Below are 14,761 nucleotides of genomic sequence, written 5' to 3'. Positions count from 1 at the left end.
ATGCTCCTCGGTTATCCGCACGGGGGCTGGTAGGAATCCCACGGACGGGCAGGCTTGTTGTCCTCACCGAATTCGACGAGTACCAGGCCGCAGAGGCTGTCCGGAGCCAGGTGATCCTGCGAGGAGAACGACAGTGTCAATCCGTCCTGGCCGAAGCTGGCGGGAAGTGCCGAAACCTGTTGAAGAGCATCACGAACGGCCGTCCGATCTCGGTGGTCGCCGGCAATTTCGATTGCCTCGGCCAACATCATGACGGCGTCGTACGCCTGTGCGTCGTAGGCGGTCAGTTGATAATCAGGCCCCTTCACCGCCTGCACCTTGCGACGCAGTTCGGCGGTTCTCGGGTTGTTCTCACTGAGCGAGCCCATGTACACCATGCCGCTCAACGCCTTCGGGTCCGCCAAAGCCCAAGATGCGGGCTGGTTTCCGATGGAAGCGAGTGAGAAGCGTTGCGTCTGCGGGGTGACCTTCGACAAGGTGTTGTGCGCGAGGATTTCGAAGTGCCCGCCGATACTGGCGACCAGAATCGCGTCCGGTTCGGTTTCCGCGAGACGTGAGACCTGTGCGGTGATGTCCGCGGCATCGACCGGCGCCTTTTCGACGCCCGTCACTCTCGCGCACTTCTCGAGCGCCGGCCGCAGGGTCTTGATGATTCCGTCGATGGACGCACTCGCGTCACCGAGAATTCCCAGGGACTTGTACCCCATCTTCTCGAAAGCCCCGCAGTACACCTGGGCGTACTGCTTCAACGAGTTCGGAATCATGAACGAGAAGTCGTTGTCGGGCGCCGAGGCAAAGGCGTCGCTGAGAACGACCGGAGCTATCGCAGGAATCTTCGACTGCTGGAGAATCGACTTGGCCTGCAGCACCGACCCGCTGCCCGTGGCGAGGATGACCGCACTGGACCCGTGATCGACCAACTTCCGAATGATCGACGGGGTTTTGGTGGGACTGCTCTCGTCGTTCTCGACAACCAATTCGACTTGCTTACCGTTGATTCCGCCCGCCTGGTTGATCAGGTCGACGGTCATCCGCACCGTCTTGCCGGCGATCGTGCTGTACGACGCACCGGGCCCGGTGGAGTCCTCGTCCAAACCGATGACGATGGTGTCTTCGGGAATGACACCGGCAGATGCGCACGCGCTCGCCCCGAGGACCACTGCCGCGCAGACGGCGATCGCCTTTCCGAGTCTCACATCGAACTCCCGTCCAAACTGTGCTTGGTAAATCAAACAAGCGCTTGATTTACGAGTGTGGACAGAAGTATGCACTGGGTCACACTGATAGTCAAAATCCGAACTACACGCGCAGGAACTGCGGTGTTACGGCTTCTGCAGCTGCCGGATCGACGAGCTGAGTTCGCGAATGACGGACTTCAATTCGTCGACATCAGAGCGGAGTTCGGCAAGGTCCGAGTCGGGAGATTCGGTCTGCGCTTCCTTCTTCGCCGTGCGCCGCGCAATGCGTGCCACCGGCTCGCCGTCGACGGAACGTGCGGCAAAGCCGTCCAGGAAAACCGAAATCAGATTGCGCTGCAGATCTTCGGCCAATTCGGAAAGCTGCGGGCGATACTGCGCGACGGTGGACCAGACGGATTCACGCAGGAGACGGTGAAACTGTTCGGGATCGATGTCTTCCCGAAACTCCGCGTCGGCAATTCCGCGAGCGATAGCCGATCGCCAGTAGCTGTGTGCCTTCTGAACCAGGATGGTGATGGGCGCGTCCGCCGGTTGCGACGAAAGTATGGCTTCTCCCTGATAGACCTCCGTGGCATACGGGTGATCCACCGCCGAGGCAAAAGACACCGACACCATCGTGGCCAGGCGATTTCGAGCCGAACCTTCCGGTTCGATCGAGTCTTCGTACCGGACGTTGAGATCTTCGAGGAACCGGACGACGATCTCGTTGGCTATCGCATCCTTGGAGTCGAAGTAGTGATAGAGGCTGCCGGAGAGGATCCCGACTTCGTCGGCGATGTCTCGCACCGTCGTCGCGGCGATTCCCCGCTCACTGAACAGCTTGGCCGCATGAGCGAGTATTTCGTCCCGTCGGGTCGAGCGCACGAGAAGATCCTTCCGACGTTCCGATCGTCAAGCGAGTGCTTGATCAATTTCTCGTCGATGCTAACACCGCACCCTCGCTGACCTGCGGTGTGAGGTCCTGGACACCCAATCGAAACACCGGACACACACTTGTCACCGACAGTCATTCCACCGCAACAACTTCCACCTACTCTGTGCACTCGACGAATACAGCGTTGTATACGCACTCCGGATACAGATCTGTCAGAGCCATTGTCTGCCAGAGCCATCGACACGAAAGGCCCGTACATGCGAACCTTCTCGAAGCGCACCCTTGCCGCGCCGGCCGCTCTCGCCGCGCTGGGCTTGGTTCTCACCGGCTGCGGAAGCAAGGCAACAGACACCGCATCGGGAGATTCGACGGCTACGTCGTGCGTCGACACCTCGGGGGACACGATCAAGGTCGGTTCCCTGAATTCACTCTCGGGCACCATGGCCATCAGTGAAGTGACGGTCCGCGACTCCATCTCGTTGGCGGTGCAGGAGATCAACGATTCCGGCGGTGTACTGGGTAAGAAGATCCAGATCGTGGCAGAGGACGGTGCGTCGGAGCCGACAGTGTTCGCCGAGAAGGCCGAGAAACTGATCAGCAGCGATTGCGTCGCAGCAGTTTTCGGTGGCTGGACCTCCTCGAGCCGCAAGGCCATGCTGCCCGTGTTCGAGGACAACAACTCTTTGCTCTACTACCCGGTCCAGTACGAGGGACTGGAAGATTCGAAGAACATCTTCTACACGGGCGCAACGACCAACCAGCAGATCATCCCGGCTCTGGATTACCTGAAGGAGAAGGGCGTCAAGTCGCTGTATCTGGTCGGCAGCGACTACGTGTTCCCGCAGACCGCCAACCGCATCATCAAGGCGTACGCGGCAGCGAACGGCATCGAGATCAAGGGCGAGGATTACACGCCTCTGGGTTCGACCGACTTCTCCACCATCGTGAACAAGGTCCGCACAGCCGACGCCGATGCCGTGTTCAACACACTCAACGGCGATTCCAACGTTGCGTTCTTCCGTGAATACTCGAATGTCGGCCTGAAGCCTGCCGACATGCCCGTCGTCTCCGTCTCCATTGCGGAGGAAGAGGTCGGTGGTATCGGAGTCCAGAACGTCGAAGGCCAGCTGACGGCGTGGAACTACTACCAGACCATCGACTCCCCCGAGAACAAGAAGTTCGTCGCGGCGTACAAGGCAAAGTTCGGCCAGGACAAGCCCACGTCCGATCCGATGGAAGCGGCATACACCTCCGTCTACCTCTGGAAGAACACCGTCGAGAAGGCCAACTCGTTTGCGGTCAAGGATATTCAGGACAACGCCGACGGTGTGACCTTCCAGGCGCCCGAAGGACTCGTCACCATCGACGGCGACAACCACCACATCACCAAGACTGCCCGGATCGGCGAAATCCGTTCCGACGGACTGATCTACACGGTCTGGGATTCGGGACAGCCGATCGAGCCGGATCCGTACCTGAAGAACTACCCCTGGGCTGAGGGGCTCGGTAGCTGATCGACAAAAGGCGGAATTGACGGAATCGACGAGTAGAGAGGTGGAGCGTCTGTCATGGATGTTGTGATCGGGCAGTTGTTCACGGGTTTGAGTATCGGATCGATTCTCCTGTTGGCAGCGTTGGGGTTGTCTCTCACGTTCGGGCAGATGGGTGTCATCAACATGGCACACGGCGAGTTCATCATGGCCGGCTCGTACACCGCATATGTAGTGCAGCAAGTGATCTCGAATGCAACGGGATCGTTGATCATTTCTCTGCTCGTCGGTTTCGTCGTCGGCGGACTGATGGGTGTCGTGCTCGAAGTGGTCCTGGTATCGCGGATGTACCACCGACCCCTCGACACCCTGTTGGTGACATTCGGCGTCGGATTGATCCTTCAGCAGTTGGCGCGCGACATCTTCGGCGCGCCGGCAGTCAATGTTTCGGCGCCGAGCTGGCTTTCGGGCGGGGTCGATATTTTCGGCGCCGTGGTGCCGAAAACCCGCATCTTCATTCTGGTGTTGGCGATCGCAGCGGTGATCGCACTTTCGGTCGCACTGAAGCAGTCGTCGATGGGTAGACGCATCCGGGCCGTCGTCCAGAATCGCGATCTGGCCGAGACGAGCGGAATCTCCTCTCGTCGTACGGACATCACGACCTTCTTCCTCGGTTCCGGGCTCGCCGGCGTCGCGGGTGTCGCGTTGACGCTCATCGGTTCCACCAGCCCGACCATCGGCCAGTCCTATCTGATCGACGCCTTCCTGGTTGTTGTCGTCGGCGGTCTCGGTCAGATGAAGGGAGCCGTGATCGCAGCCTTCGCCCTCGGCATCTTGAACTCGTTCATCGAGTACTCGACGACAGCGTCGATCGCGAAGGTGATCGTGTTCGTCATCATCGTCGTCTTCCTTCAAGTTCGGCCGCAGGGCCTGTTCGCAGTCAAGACGAGGAGCCTCGTATGAGCATCCTGAACAATTCCCGAATTCGGGTGTGGGGCGGTTTCGCACTTGCCGCGATCGTGCTGTTCGCCGTCGCTCCGGCTGTGCTCTCGGACTTCAGGCTGTCACTGTTGGCCAAATTCCTGTGCTTCGCCATAGTCGCTGTCGGTATCGGCTTGGCTTGGGGCAGAGGCGGAATGCTCACGCTCGGCCAGGGCGTCTTCTTCGGAATCGGCGCATACGTGATGGCGATGCACCTCAAGATCGCCGATGCCGAACTCAAGGGCGACGCGGTCCCGGACTTCATGTCCATCGCCGGCAAGACCGAACTGCCGGGATACTGGCAACCGTTCGCCTCGCCATTCGTGGCGATCTTCGCCATCCTTTTCCTGCCGGCCGCTGTTGCCTTTCTCCTCGGACTCGGTGTGTTCAAGCGGAGAGTCAAGGGCGCGTACTTCGCGATCCTCTCGCAAGCACTCGCCGCGGCTTTCGCGATCCTCTTGATCGGCCAGCAGTCGATCGGTGGCAGCAACGGCCTCAACCGCTTTCGCACGTTCTTCGGTTTCAACCTCAACGATCCGGCGAACAAGCAGATGTTGTTCTTCATCGCCGCCGGAGTTCTTCTCGCATCGGTCGCTCTGATTCGCCAGCTGATGAACTCCCGATACGGCGAACTCCTCGTCGCCGTCCGCGATCAAGAGGAGCGCGTACGTTTCCTCGGATACGATCCGGCGAACATCAAACTGGTCGCCTACGTGACCGCGGCGTTCCTCGCCGGTATCGCCGGTGCGCTGTTCGTTCCGATCGTGGGCATCATCTCCCCCGCCGACGTCGGGATCGTTCCGTCAATCGCCTTTCTCATCGGGGTCGCGATCGGTGGCCGCGCAACGCTTCTGGGTCCGGTACTCGGTGCGATCGGCGTCGCGTGGGCGCAGTCGACATTCTCGGAGAAACTCCCTTCGGGATGGATCTACGCACAAGGGTTGATGTTCATCGTCGTGGTCGGGTTCTTCCCGGCAGGTGTGGCCGGATTGTTCGCCCTGATGCGCCACCGCAAGAAGCGTGAGACCCCGGCCGACCCACCGGTCAAGGTCTCCCAACCCGAACCAGTGGAGGTGTCGTCATGACCAACACAACCGCCACCAGCGAACCCACACCGGCACTGGGCGGCAACGCCGGAATGTCGTCCGAGTACCTCGAAGTACGAAATCTTTCGGTCAGCTTCGACGGTTTCAAGGCCGTCGACGGCGTCGACTTGACCCTCATGCAGGGCGACCTGAGGTTTCTCATCGGCCCGAACGGGGCTGGAAAGACAACGTTGGTCGACGCCATCACCGGACTCGTTCCCGCGACGGGTTCCATCACGAAGTCCGGCGAGCAACTGCTCGGCAAGAAGGTTCACAAGATCGCCCGCCTCGGCGTCGGGCGAACCTTCCAGACGGCAAGCGTCTTCGAAGAGCTCTCGGTGCTGCAGAATCTCGACATCGCGGCCGGAGCCGGCCGATCACCGTGGAACCTGCTCAGAAAACGCAAAGGTGTGCTTCCCGAGATCGAAGAGGCGCTGGAGACAACCGGGTTGGAGCACCTCAGAGACACTCCCGCGGGCATTCTGGCGCACGGGCAGAAACAGTGGCTCGAGATCGGAATGTTGTTGGTACAGAACTGTTCCGTGCTACTACTCGACGAGCCCGTCGCTGGGATGAGCCTGGAGGAGCGCGAGGAGACCGGGAACCTTCTGCGGCGCATCGGCGGTGCGCGAACCGTCGTCGTAGTCGAGCACGACATGGACTTCATGCGATCCTTCGCCACGTCCGTCACAGTGCTCGCCGCTGGGAAAGTACTCGCCGAAGGAACTGTGGCGGAGGTCCAAGCCGACCCCAAGGTGCAAGAGGTCTACCTCGGCACAGCCGCTGCCGGAACCGATCTCGGCGCCGACACCGAACCGACCCCGGAGGACTGAATCATGCTCGAGCTCGTCGACATCCGCGCCGGCTACGGACGCACCGAAGTGATCCACGGCGTATCCCTGCTGGTTCCCAGCGACGGAGTTGCGGCAGTCATGGGTCACAACGGTGCGGGTAAAACCACCTTGCTGCGCGCCGCCGTCGGTCTGATCAAACCTACACGGGGAAAGGTACTTCTGAACGGTGAGGACATCACCGGTCTACGGCCGAGCGCCCGCGTCGCTCGCGGACTTGCCTACGTACCCCAGGGTCAGCAGTCGTTCGGACAACTGACAACTGCCGAGAATCTTCGGGTGGTCGCCGACGGGCGCAAACGCGGAAAGGCACTCATCGCAGAGGCATTGGATCTGTTTCCCGCACTCACCACGCTCCTCGACCGTCGCGCGGGACTTCTCTCCGGTGGGCAGCGACAACAGCTTGCCATCGCTCGCGCCCTGATCACCGAGCCCAAGATCCTCATTCTGGACGAGCCGACCGAGGGCATTCAACCCAACGTGGTCGCCGAAATCGAAAGGACCGTCATGGAACTCACCGAACGCGGCGATCTCGGTGTCCTCCTCGTAGAGCAGCACATCGGTTTCGCGCTCCAATCTGCGCAGCATTACAGCATTCTCGCGGCGGGACACGTGACCTCGACCGGTGAGGGCGGCACCACGTCCACCGAGGCGGTTCGTCGAGCGATGGCAATCTGACATGAGTGTGCGCCCGCCGCTGCGCGAGCAGGTCTATCGGTCGATCCGGAACGATCTGATGTCGGGTCAGATCGCGCCATCCGAACGACTCGGCGAAGAACGGTTGGCTCATCTCTACGGTGTCTCGCGAACACCGGTGCGCGAAGCGCTCGCGAAGTTGGAATCCGACGGGCTGGTCGAGCGCGACGAACATGGACTCTTTCCGTACCGACCGCACCTCGACGAGTTGGGTGGCCTCTACGAGCTGCGCATACTCCTCGAAGTGCACGGGCTTCGGCGGGTACTAGACGGTGAGGCCCCCGCTCATGATCGAGACGCGCTCGGTTCCGAACTCGACAAGTGGTACGCATTTCTCAAACAGATGCCGGTACCGGACGCCGGCTTCGTGACGCTCGACGAGGAGTTCCACATCGCGCTCCTCGCCTCGTCCGGAAACCACGCGTTGGTCGACGCCTTGCAGGCCGTCAACTCGAAGCTGCGCCCCGTGCGGATGTTCGACTACCTGACTCCCGACCGTATGAAGGCCACCGTGGAGGAACATATCTCCGTCGTCGAACTGGTGCTGGACGGCAAGATTCCGCAAGCACACGAGGCACTGGTGTCGCACATCGACATCTCTCGTGCGGTTGTCCTCGACCGCGCTCGGCAGGCCCTCTCGTTGGCCGCCATGGCCAACGCTGTGCGGAACTGATCGAGCGGGAGTCACCGCCCCTCCGAAAATCGCACTTGCTCAGCGTGGGAAGGCTCTCGGAAATAGGAATGGACTCACAGCGGTTGCACCTCACAACGACGCTTGCGTTCTATTCGCTGAGAAAGGCACCACCTCCATGGCCGTACCACTTTCCATCCTCGATCTCGCCCACATCGGCGACAACGAAACCGCCAAAGACAGCTTCGACGCCAGCGTGACCTTGGCGCAGCGCGCCGAGGAGTGGGGTTACAAGCGAATCTGGTATGCCGAGCACCACAACATGGGTTCCATCGCGTCTTCGGCCACCAGCGTTCTGATCAGCCACGTCGCCGCGCACACCAGCAAAATCCGCCTCGGCGCCGGTGGAATCATGCTGCCCAACCACGCGCCGCTGACGATCGCCGAGCAGTTCGGCACCCTCGAGACTCTGCACCCGGGTCGCATCGATCTCGGTCTCGGTCGCGCGCCCGGTAGTGATCAGAAGACCATGCAGGCTTTGCGACGCGACCCGAGTTCTTCGGACAGCTTCCCGCAGGACGTACTCGAGCTTCAGGGCTACCTCGGCGACACTTCGCGCGTCCCCGGAATCAATGCCGTTCCCGGTAAGGGCACTCACGTTCCGCTCTACATTCTCGGATCGTCACTGTTCGGAGCCAAGCTCGCCGCGATGCTCGGCCTGCCGTATGCATTTGCCTCGCACTTCGCCCCCAACGCCCTGCGCGACGCCGTCGCGATCTATCGACGCGAGTTCAAGCCGTCGGAGCAGTTGGCGGAGCCGTACGTCATCGCGGGCGTCAACGTCATCGCCGCCGACACCCATGAGCAGGCTCAGCAGGACTTCCTCGCGGCCAAGCGTTCGCGCGTCAGCCTTCTTCTCGGACGCGGACGCAAGTTCACGGACGACGAAGCGGACATGCTGCTCGACTCCCCCGCGGGTCAGCAGGTTCTGCAGATGACCAAGTACAGCGCCATCGGCACGCCCACGGAGGTCCGCGCCTACCTCGACGAGTTCACCGAGCATGCACAGGCCGACGAGCTGATCACGGTGTCGACCGGCACCAACCGCGAGGCTTGGTTGCGCACGTTCGAACTCCTCGCCGACGTGAGCGATCTGGTACCCGCCTAAGCTGCCGGTATGGGCGATCCATCCCGTCGCGGGTTCATCTCGGTACTGGCAGTTCTACTTTCGACGGGTTGGGCCGCCAACCACTTTGCTTCGCTCATCCCGGTTCTCCGGGTGGACGAGGGCCTTTCGCATACCGTGCTCGACGGTGTTTTCGGTATCTACGCGCTCGGACTCCTACCCGGCCTGTTGACCGGTGGAGCACTGTCGGATCGCGTCGGCCGAGCTGTAGTCGTCCTGCCCGGAGCGCTCATAGCCTCGCTCGGAACCTTGATTCTTCTTCTCTGGCACGACGCGCCCGGGCTCATGGTCGGGCGCCTCGTTGTCGGTATCGGTGCCGGTCTGGCAATCGGCGCCGGCACCGCGTGGGCGGCTGACCTTCGCGGCAAGTCCGGAACCGTGATGGCGGGCGTAGTACTCACCTCGGGTTTTGCACTGGGACCACTGTTTTCGGGTCTGTTGGCACAATTTGCCGCCTTCCCACTCGCTACGCCCTTTGTCGTCTCGGCCGTCTTGTCGGTGGGTTCGGTTACCGCGGCAGCTGTGTGGAGTCGTACACCTGTTTCCGTAGAAGCCGCGACCATCACACCCGTCCCAGACGGCGCGGAGCGCTCCGTCGCAAATGCGCCAGACGGCGCGGAGCGCTCCGTCGCAAATGCGCTGCTCTGGGCACTTCCGTTGGCGCCGTGGGTGTTCGCCAGCGCAACAGTCTCTTTTGTGACCATGACGGCCAGGCTCGGAGACCGCTACTCCGGCCCTCTCCTTCCGGGTTTCGCGGCGGCGCTGACTCTGGGTGCTGGAATCTTGGTTCAAACCGCTGCGCGCCATCGCAATTGGGGTCCTCAGGCCGGCACGGTCGGCGCCGCACTGGCGGCGCTCGGATACTGCCTGGTCGCCGTCGGCGGCGCGCACCCCGCGCTCGGGTTGTTCATCGTCTGCGCGCTCGTCCTCGGTACGGCCTACGGACTGTGTCTGCGTGAGGGACTGCTCGACCTCGAGTCGCTGGCTCCCCCGGCCTCGCGGGGCGCCCTGACCGGGATCTTCTACGTCGGCACCTATCTCGGATTCGGACTGCCGGTGCTACTGGTTGTCATCGAACCCACGATGGGTCCGTCGCTGCCGTTGGTGATCCTCGCCGCTGTTGCCGCCGTCGTTGCCGTGGTCCGATTCCGTCGATTGCGGTCGACCCAGGCTTCCTCGTCACATCCGCGTCTCGAAGCCGCATCGGTCTGAACACCCGTTCGGACGGAGTTGGCGGTACTTGCAGTCGCAGCTACCCGGCGGTGTTAGCGTCGGAGGACCAGAAGGTCACTGCGTAGGGACACAGCAATGGGCAAGAGCGAGGCGGGCAAGGCCGAATCGGCCAAGAGTAGTGCGGACGACCTGACGGGTCGGCGCATCCTGATCACCGGCGCTGCCCGCAATATCGGTTCTTCGCTGGCCAGACGCCTGTACGACCGTGGTGCGTCCGTGGGACTGCTCGGCCTCGAGCCTGAACTTCTCGAACAAGTCGCCACTTCCTGCGGCCGCGCGCCGTGGCAGTTGTGCGACGTCGCCGACCTCGAGCAGGTATCTCGCGGCGTCGACTACATCGCTGAGAAGCTGGGAGGCATCGACGTCGTCGTCGCCAATGCCGGTGTCGAGGCGAACTCGTCGATCCTCGGCGGCGACCCTGCGGACATGCGCCGCGCCGTCGAAGTCAATCTCATGGGCACGTACTACACCCTGCGCGCAGCCGGTCCGCACATCAGTCACGAAAACGGTTACGCCCTGGTGGTCGCCTCGGCTCACGGCGCCGCCAAGCATCCGTTTCGCGGACCGTTCGGTGCTTCGCGCGCCGGCGTCGAAGCCTTGGGTGACGCGTTGCGCTTGGAAATGAAACACCTCGGCACCAAGGTGGGCGTCGCGTATATCGGCGACATCGACACCGATACCACCGCACTGTCGTTCGACGGAGCACGCGGAACCCTCGCCAGCGCCGGCACCACGACCGTCGCTGACGCCGTCGACGCGTTCGAGCGCGGTATCGTCGGCCGGAAGTCACGCGTACACGCGCCACGCCGCAGCGCCGCGGTTCGCCACATCGCGCAACGAGCTATCGACCTCCGTCCCTCTCACATCCGTGGAGTCGCATGAACCCCCGCATCCCGCCCGGCCGATTCAAGGACCTCGGTCCGATCAACTGGGGAATCTGGCGTGTCCTGTCGAAGGCTGCCGGAGCACCCGATGCGCATCTGTTCAGCACCTTGGGGCGCACGGGCGGACTCTTCCGCGGTTGGCTGCACTACTCCGGCTCACTCATGCCCGGCGGCAAGATCTCTCGCCACGACACCGAACTGATCATCCTGCGGGTCGCGCACCTGCGGGACTGCGGTTACGAGATGGATCACCACATCAGGCTCGGCCGCAAAGCCGGAATCGACGCAGAAGAACTGGCCCGAATCATCGAGGGCCCTGGCGCTTCCGAGTTGAGTCCGCGTCACCGTGCGATCTTGACTGCGGTCGACGAGTTGGTCACCACCAAGGACGTCACCGACGACACGTGGGGAACGCTCTCGCAGCATCTCGACGATCGTCGGTTGATCGAATTCACCTTGTTGGTCACTCAGTACGACGGCCTGGCCACCACGATCGGAACCTTGCGGGTTCAGCGCGACTTCTCCTGAAGTTCCGCGGCGGCCGTAACTCAGCTCTAACCCGAAGACATCTGGACGAAACACCTGATCAATAGCGTATACAGGTATGTCGACAGGGATGAATACGGCGCCGGAGCCACTGCGTGAGGTGGTCTACCGGGAACTACGCACCGAACTGGTCAACGGGACTATCGGGTTCGATCAGCGCCTGACGGAACCGAAACTCTCCACGCGTTTCGGCATTTCTCGCACACCAGTACGGGAAGCGTTGACGATGCTGTGCGCCGATGGACTCCTGCGCCGGGAAGAGTACGGGTTCTCCGCCGTGCGCCCGAGTATCCCGCGGATCCGAGATCTGTATGAACTCCGAATCACTCTGGAACTACAAGGAATTACCCGGGCGATCGCAGATCCGACGATCCGGCACGACCGAACAATCCTCGACGACGAATTGGTGCGGTGGCGTGCCCTGGCTCTCGATCCGCCCGCTCAGGAACCGGGGTTCGTCGAACTGGACGAGGAATTCCACGTCGCCGTACTGAGGGCGTCGGGAAACAATGAACTGGTCGCGTCGCTGCTGTCGGTGAATTCCCGTATCCGGCACGTTCGGATGTACGACTTCATGGTCAACGGCCGCATCGACACCTCGATCGCGGAGCACATTCGAATCCTCGAAGAACTACGTGCCGGCAATCTGCCCGAGGCCCGCACGCTTTTGCACCAGCACATCGGCGAGTCTCTCGACGTCGTCCTCGACCGGGTGACCCGCGCGATCACCGCGCTCTCACTCGCCAACATCACGGACTGATCGGAGCAGTACACACCATGACCATCGCAGCAGAAGTTTTCACCCCGACAGCCCGGGTCGAGCAGGCATTCCAGCGGATCGAGGAAGTAGATCGCCCCGAAGTCTGGATCACGTTGCGCCGCAAGGAAGATGTGCTTGCCGATGCCGCTTCGGTCGAAGCCAGAATCGCCGCGGGCGAGCATCTTCCTCTGGCTGGGCGTCTGGTCGCCGTCAAGGACAACGTCGACGTCGCCGGTCTGCCGACCACAGCGGCGTGCCCCGAATTCGCGTATTCGCCGGACGAAACCGCCAGTGCCGTTGCGCGGTTGATCGAGCACGGGGCTGTTGTTCTGGGGAAGACCAATCTGGACCAGTTCGCCACCGGACTGGTCGGAACGCGCAGTCCGTACGGAGCCGTTCGCTGCGCCTGGGACGAAGAGTTGATCTCGGGCGGTAGTAGCTCCGGATCCGCCGTCGCTGTCGCGCTGGGAATTGCAGACATCGGAATCGGCACCGACACCGCCGGTTCCGGCCGGGTGCCGGCAGCGTTCCACGGGATCTACGGACTCAAGCTCTCGCTCGGCGTCATCCCAGCCCACGGAGTAGTGCCCGCCTGCGTCGACTACGACGCTCTGACGGTATTTGCCGACGACCTCGAATTGGCAACCGCGGCAGCGGCAATCATGATCGGCCACGAACCTCGGGATCCCCGCAGCCGCGTCTGGCCTTCCGACGTTCGTCTCGCGGCGGCGCCGAATCCCCGCGTCGCCGTCCCCCGAATCGAGGATCTCGCTCAACTGAGCCCGTCGTATACAGCAGCATTTCAGGACACTGTGACAGCTCTGGTAGCCGGCGGCGCCGAGACCGAGACCGTCGACATATCCGGACTGCTCGACGCGGCCCGATTGCTCTACGACGGCGCCGTGGTGGCGCAGCGGTACGCCGCTGCCGGCGAGTTCCTCGAAACTCGTCCTGCCGGAGCAGATCCCGCGGTGTCCGACATCGTGCTCGGCGCGAAGCACCCCACCGGATACCAGCTAGTCGACGATCTCGACGCTCTCACCCACGCCAAGGCTGCCGCCCGGGAACTCCTCGCCGGGTTCGACGCCCTACTGCTTCCCACCACCACCGAACATCCGACCATCGCTGCCGTGACCGAGGATCCATTCGGAATCAACCGCCGGATGGGAACTTTCACCAACTTCTGCAACCTGCTCGACATGGCGGCCGTCGCGGCGCCCGGACACCGCACTGCCGAAGATCACCCGTTCGGCGTCATGTTCGTCGTACCCGCTTTCGACGACCAGATCGCCATCGACCTCGCCGCACGACTCGGTGATGTGCCTTCACCCACCCTCGTCGATACCGGAATCGACCTCGCAGTATTCGGCGCTCACCTGCGCGGGCAACCCCTCAACACACAGTTGGTCGACCTCGGCGCGCGGTACGTCGAAACCGTCACGACCTCGGATGCCTACCGGCTCTTCGCTCTCGACACGACGCCACCGAAGCCCGGCCTGGTACGCCGTGGCCCTGGACTCGGCGCACCGGTCGTCGGCGAGATCTTCCGAATCTCACCGGCCGGGCTGGGAACGTTCCTCGCCGCCTTGCCTGCACCGATGGCGCTCACGAGCGTCGAGTTATCCGACGGCAGAACGACAGTCGGTTTCAGCTGCACTCATGACGCCGTAAACGGCGCAGCTGACATCACCGACTACGGCGGTTGGGCCGCGTACCTCTCTCGCTGACAGTCACGGCTTGCAGATTCGAGTGACGGCCTCGCGCACCACCTCACGGCGGCGCGCGATCTCGTCGGCGTCGACGTTCTGGTTGTCGGCCACACCGGGGGCCACCACCCAGCCGAACACGAGGCCGAACAGCATCGTGATCAGGTCCTGGGGGTCCCAGTGCTTCGAGATGAGGCCGTCTTCTTGAGCCTTGCGGATCGTGGCCATTCGCGGAACCCAGCTGGAATGTTCCTCGGCCAACTTCTTCATCCGTGGTGCCTCACCCTGCAATTGACCCCAGATCATCATCCGTTGAATCTGTGGTTTGCCGAGCATTGCGTCGAACAGTTCGACAGCATGCGCGGGCATGTCTTCACCGGTGAACTCGACGGATTCCATCGCCTGCTCGAAGTCGACGTCGAGCACCGCGTGGAACAACGCGACCTTGTCACCGAAATATGCGTAGAGGCGCTCCTTACTGGCGTTTCCGTTCTTCGCAATCCGATCGATGCGCGCACCGGCAAGCCCATAGGTGCCGAATTCTTCTTGCGCAGCGTCGAGGATTCGCTGTTTCGTCGCGGTCACGTCAGTGGGAGCCATAGTGATGATGGTAACCGAACGAACTATTTCGTTTGACTC

15 protein-coding genes are annotated in these 14,761 nt (G+C 62.2%); 12 read left to right on the top strand and 3 right to left on the bottom strand.

Annotated elements, in window-relative coordinates; translation table 11 throughout:
- Window positions 1-11 precede the first annotated feature (11 nt).
- On the bottom strand, window positions 12-1,196 hold the full coding sequence (locus tag ACBG85_RS07795; RefSeq protein WP_064074216.1) for an ABC transporter substrate-binding protein: 1,185 nt from the start codon (window positions 1,194-1,196) through the stop codon (window positions 12-14).
- Between the two features lie 126 nt (window positions 1,197-1,322).
- Window positions 1,323-2,063, bottom strand: a complete 741-nt coding sequence (locus tag ACBG85_RS07790; protein ID WP_003941474.1) for a TetR/AcrR family transcriptional regulator — start codon at window positions 2,061-2,063, stop codon at window positions 1,323-1,325.
- A gap of 267 nt (window positions 2,064-2,330) precedes the next feature.
- On the opposite strand from ACBG85_RS07790, the gene urtA reads away from it, so the two are divergent.
- From urtA to atzF, 12 genes are all read left to right on the top strand, one after another.
- Window positions 2,331-3,587 carry an urea ABC transporter substrate-binding protein gene (gene urtA, locus ACBG85_RS07785; protein ID WP_007735391.1) on the top strand — a complete coding sequence of 419 codons (1,257 nt, stop codon included), beginning with the start codon at window positions 2,331-2,333 and terminating at the stop codon, window positions 3,585-3,587.
- A 54-nt stretch (window positions 3,588-3,641) separates the two neighbouring features.
- Complete coding sequence (urtB, locus tag ACBG85_RS07780) at window positions 3,642-4,526, top strand: urea ABC transporter permease subunit UrtB (protein WP_003941514.1); 885 nt, start codon at window positions 3,642-3,644, stop codon at window positions 4,524-4,526.
- Window positions 4,523-5,629, top strand: a complete 1,107-nt coding sequence (urtC, locus tag ACBG85_RS07775; protein ID WP_007735392.1) for an urea ABC transporter permease subunit UrtC — start codon at window positions 4,523-4,525, stop codon at window positions 5,627-5,629. The genes urtB and urtC overlap by 4 nt, the downstream gene beginning before the upstream one ends.
- Window positions 5,626-6,462, top strand: a complete 837-nt coding sequence (gene urtD / locus ACBG85_RS07770) for an urea ABC transporter ATP-binding protein UrtD (RefSeq protein ID WP_064688302.1) — start codon at window positions 5,626-5,628, stop codon at window positions 6,460-6,462. Before urtC ends, urtD begins: the two co-directional genes overlap by 4 nt.
- A 3-nt stretch (window positions 6,463-6,465) precedes the next feature.
- Window positions 6,466-7,158, top strand: a complete 693-nt coding sequence (gene urtE / locus ACBG85_RS07765) for an urea ABC transporter ATP-binding subunit UrtE (RefSeq protein WP_003941544.1) — start codon at window positions 6,466-6,468, stop codon at window positions 7,156-7,158.
- A 1-nt stretch (window position 7,159) separates the two neighbouring features.
- Window positions 7,160-7,849 (top strand): GntR family transcriptional regulator, encoded by a 690-nt coding sequence (locus ACBG85_RS07760; protein ID WP_020906727.1) that lies wholly within the window; start codon window positions 7,160-7,162, stop codon window positions 7,847-7,849.
- A gap of 136 nt (window positions 7,850-7,985) precedes the next feature.
- Window positions 7,986-8,975, top strand: coding sequence for an LLM class flavin-dependent oxidoreductase (locus ACBG85_RS07755; RefSeq protein ID WP_039973481.1), 990 nt, complete (start codon window positions 7,986-7,988; stop codon window positions 8,973-8,975).
- 9 nt (window positions 8,976-8,984) lie between these two features.
- Window positions 8,985-10,205, top strand: coding sequence for an MFS transporter (locus ACBG85_RS07750; RefSeq protein WP_063314793.1), 1,221 nt, complete (start codon window positions 8,985-8,987; stop codon window positions 10,203-10,205).
- 96 nt (window positions 10,206-10,301) lie between these two features.
- On the top strand, window positions 10,302-11,108 hold the full coding sequence (locus ACBG85_RS07745) for an SDR family NAD(P)-dependent oxidoreductase (RefSeq protein WP_042923321.1): 807 nt from the start codon (window positions 10,302-10,304) through the stop codon (window positions 11,106-11,108).
- Window positions 11,105-11,638 (top strand): carboxymuconolactone decarboxylase family protein, encoded by a 534-nt coding sequence (locus ACBG85_RS07740; protein WP_003941526.1) that lies wholly within the window; start codon window positions 11,105-11,107, stop codon window positions 11,636-11,638. The genes ACBG85_RS07745 and ACBG85_RS07740 overlap by 4 nt, the downstream gene beginning before the upstream one ends.
- Before the next feature lie 76 nt (window positions 11,639-11,714).
- Window positions 11,715-12,416, top strand: a complete 702-nt coding sequence (locus ACBG85_RS07735; protein WP_019744458.1) for a GntR family transcriptional regulator — start codon at window positions 11,715-11,717, stop codon at window positions 12,414-12,416.
- Window positions 12,417-12,433: 17 nt separating this feature from the next.
- Complete coding sequence (atzF, locus tag ACBG85_RS07730; RefSeq protein ID WP_058038499.1) at window positions 12,434-14,143, top strand: allophanate hydrolase; 1,710 nt, start codon at window positions 12,434-12,436, stop codon at window positions 14,141-14,143.
- 3 nt (window positions 14,144-14,146) lie between these two features.
- Here the strand turns inward: atzF and ACBG85_RS07725 are convergent, their stop codons facing one another.
- Window positions 14,147-14,722 (bottom strand): TetR family transcriptional regulator, encoded by a 576-nt coding sequence (locus tag ACBG85_RS07725; RefSeq protein ID WP_003941498.1) that lies wholly within the window; start codon window positions 14,720-14,722, stop codon window positions 14,147-14,149.
- Window positions 14,723-14,761 lie beyond the last annotated feature (39 nt).

The sequence above is a fragment of the Rhodococcus sp. NyZ502 genome (assembly GCF_041464245.1).
GTDB lineage: Bacteria > Actinomycetota > Actinomycetes > Mycobacteriales > Mycobacteriaceae > Rhodococcus_F > Rhodococcus_F qingshengii.
The sequence above is the reverse complement of the archived record's forward strand: the minus strand, read 5'-3'. Positions and strand labels throughout refer to the sequence as shown.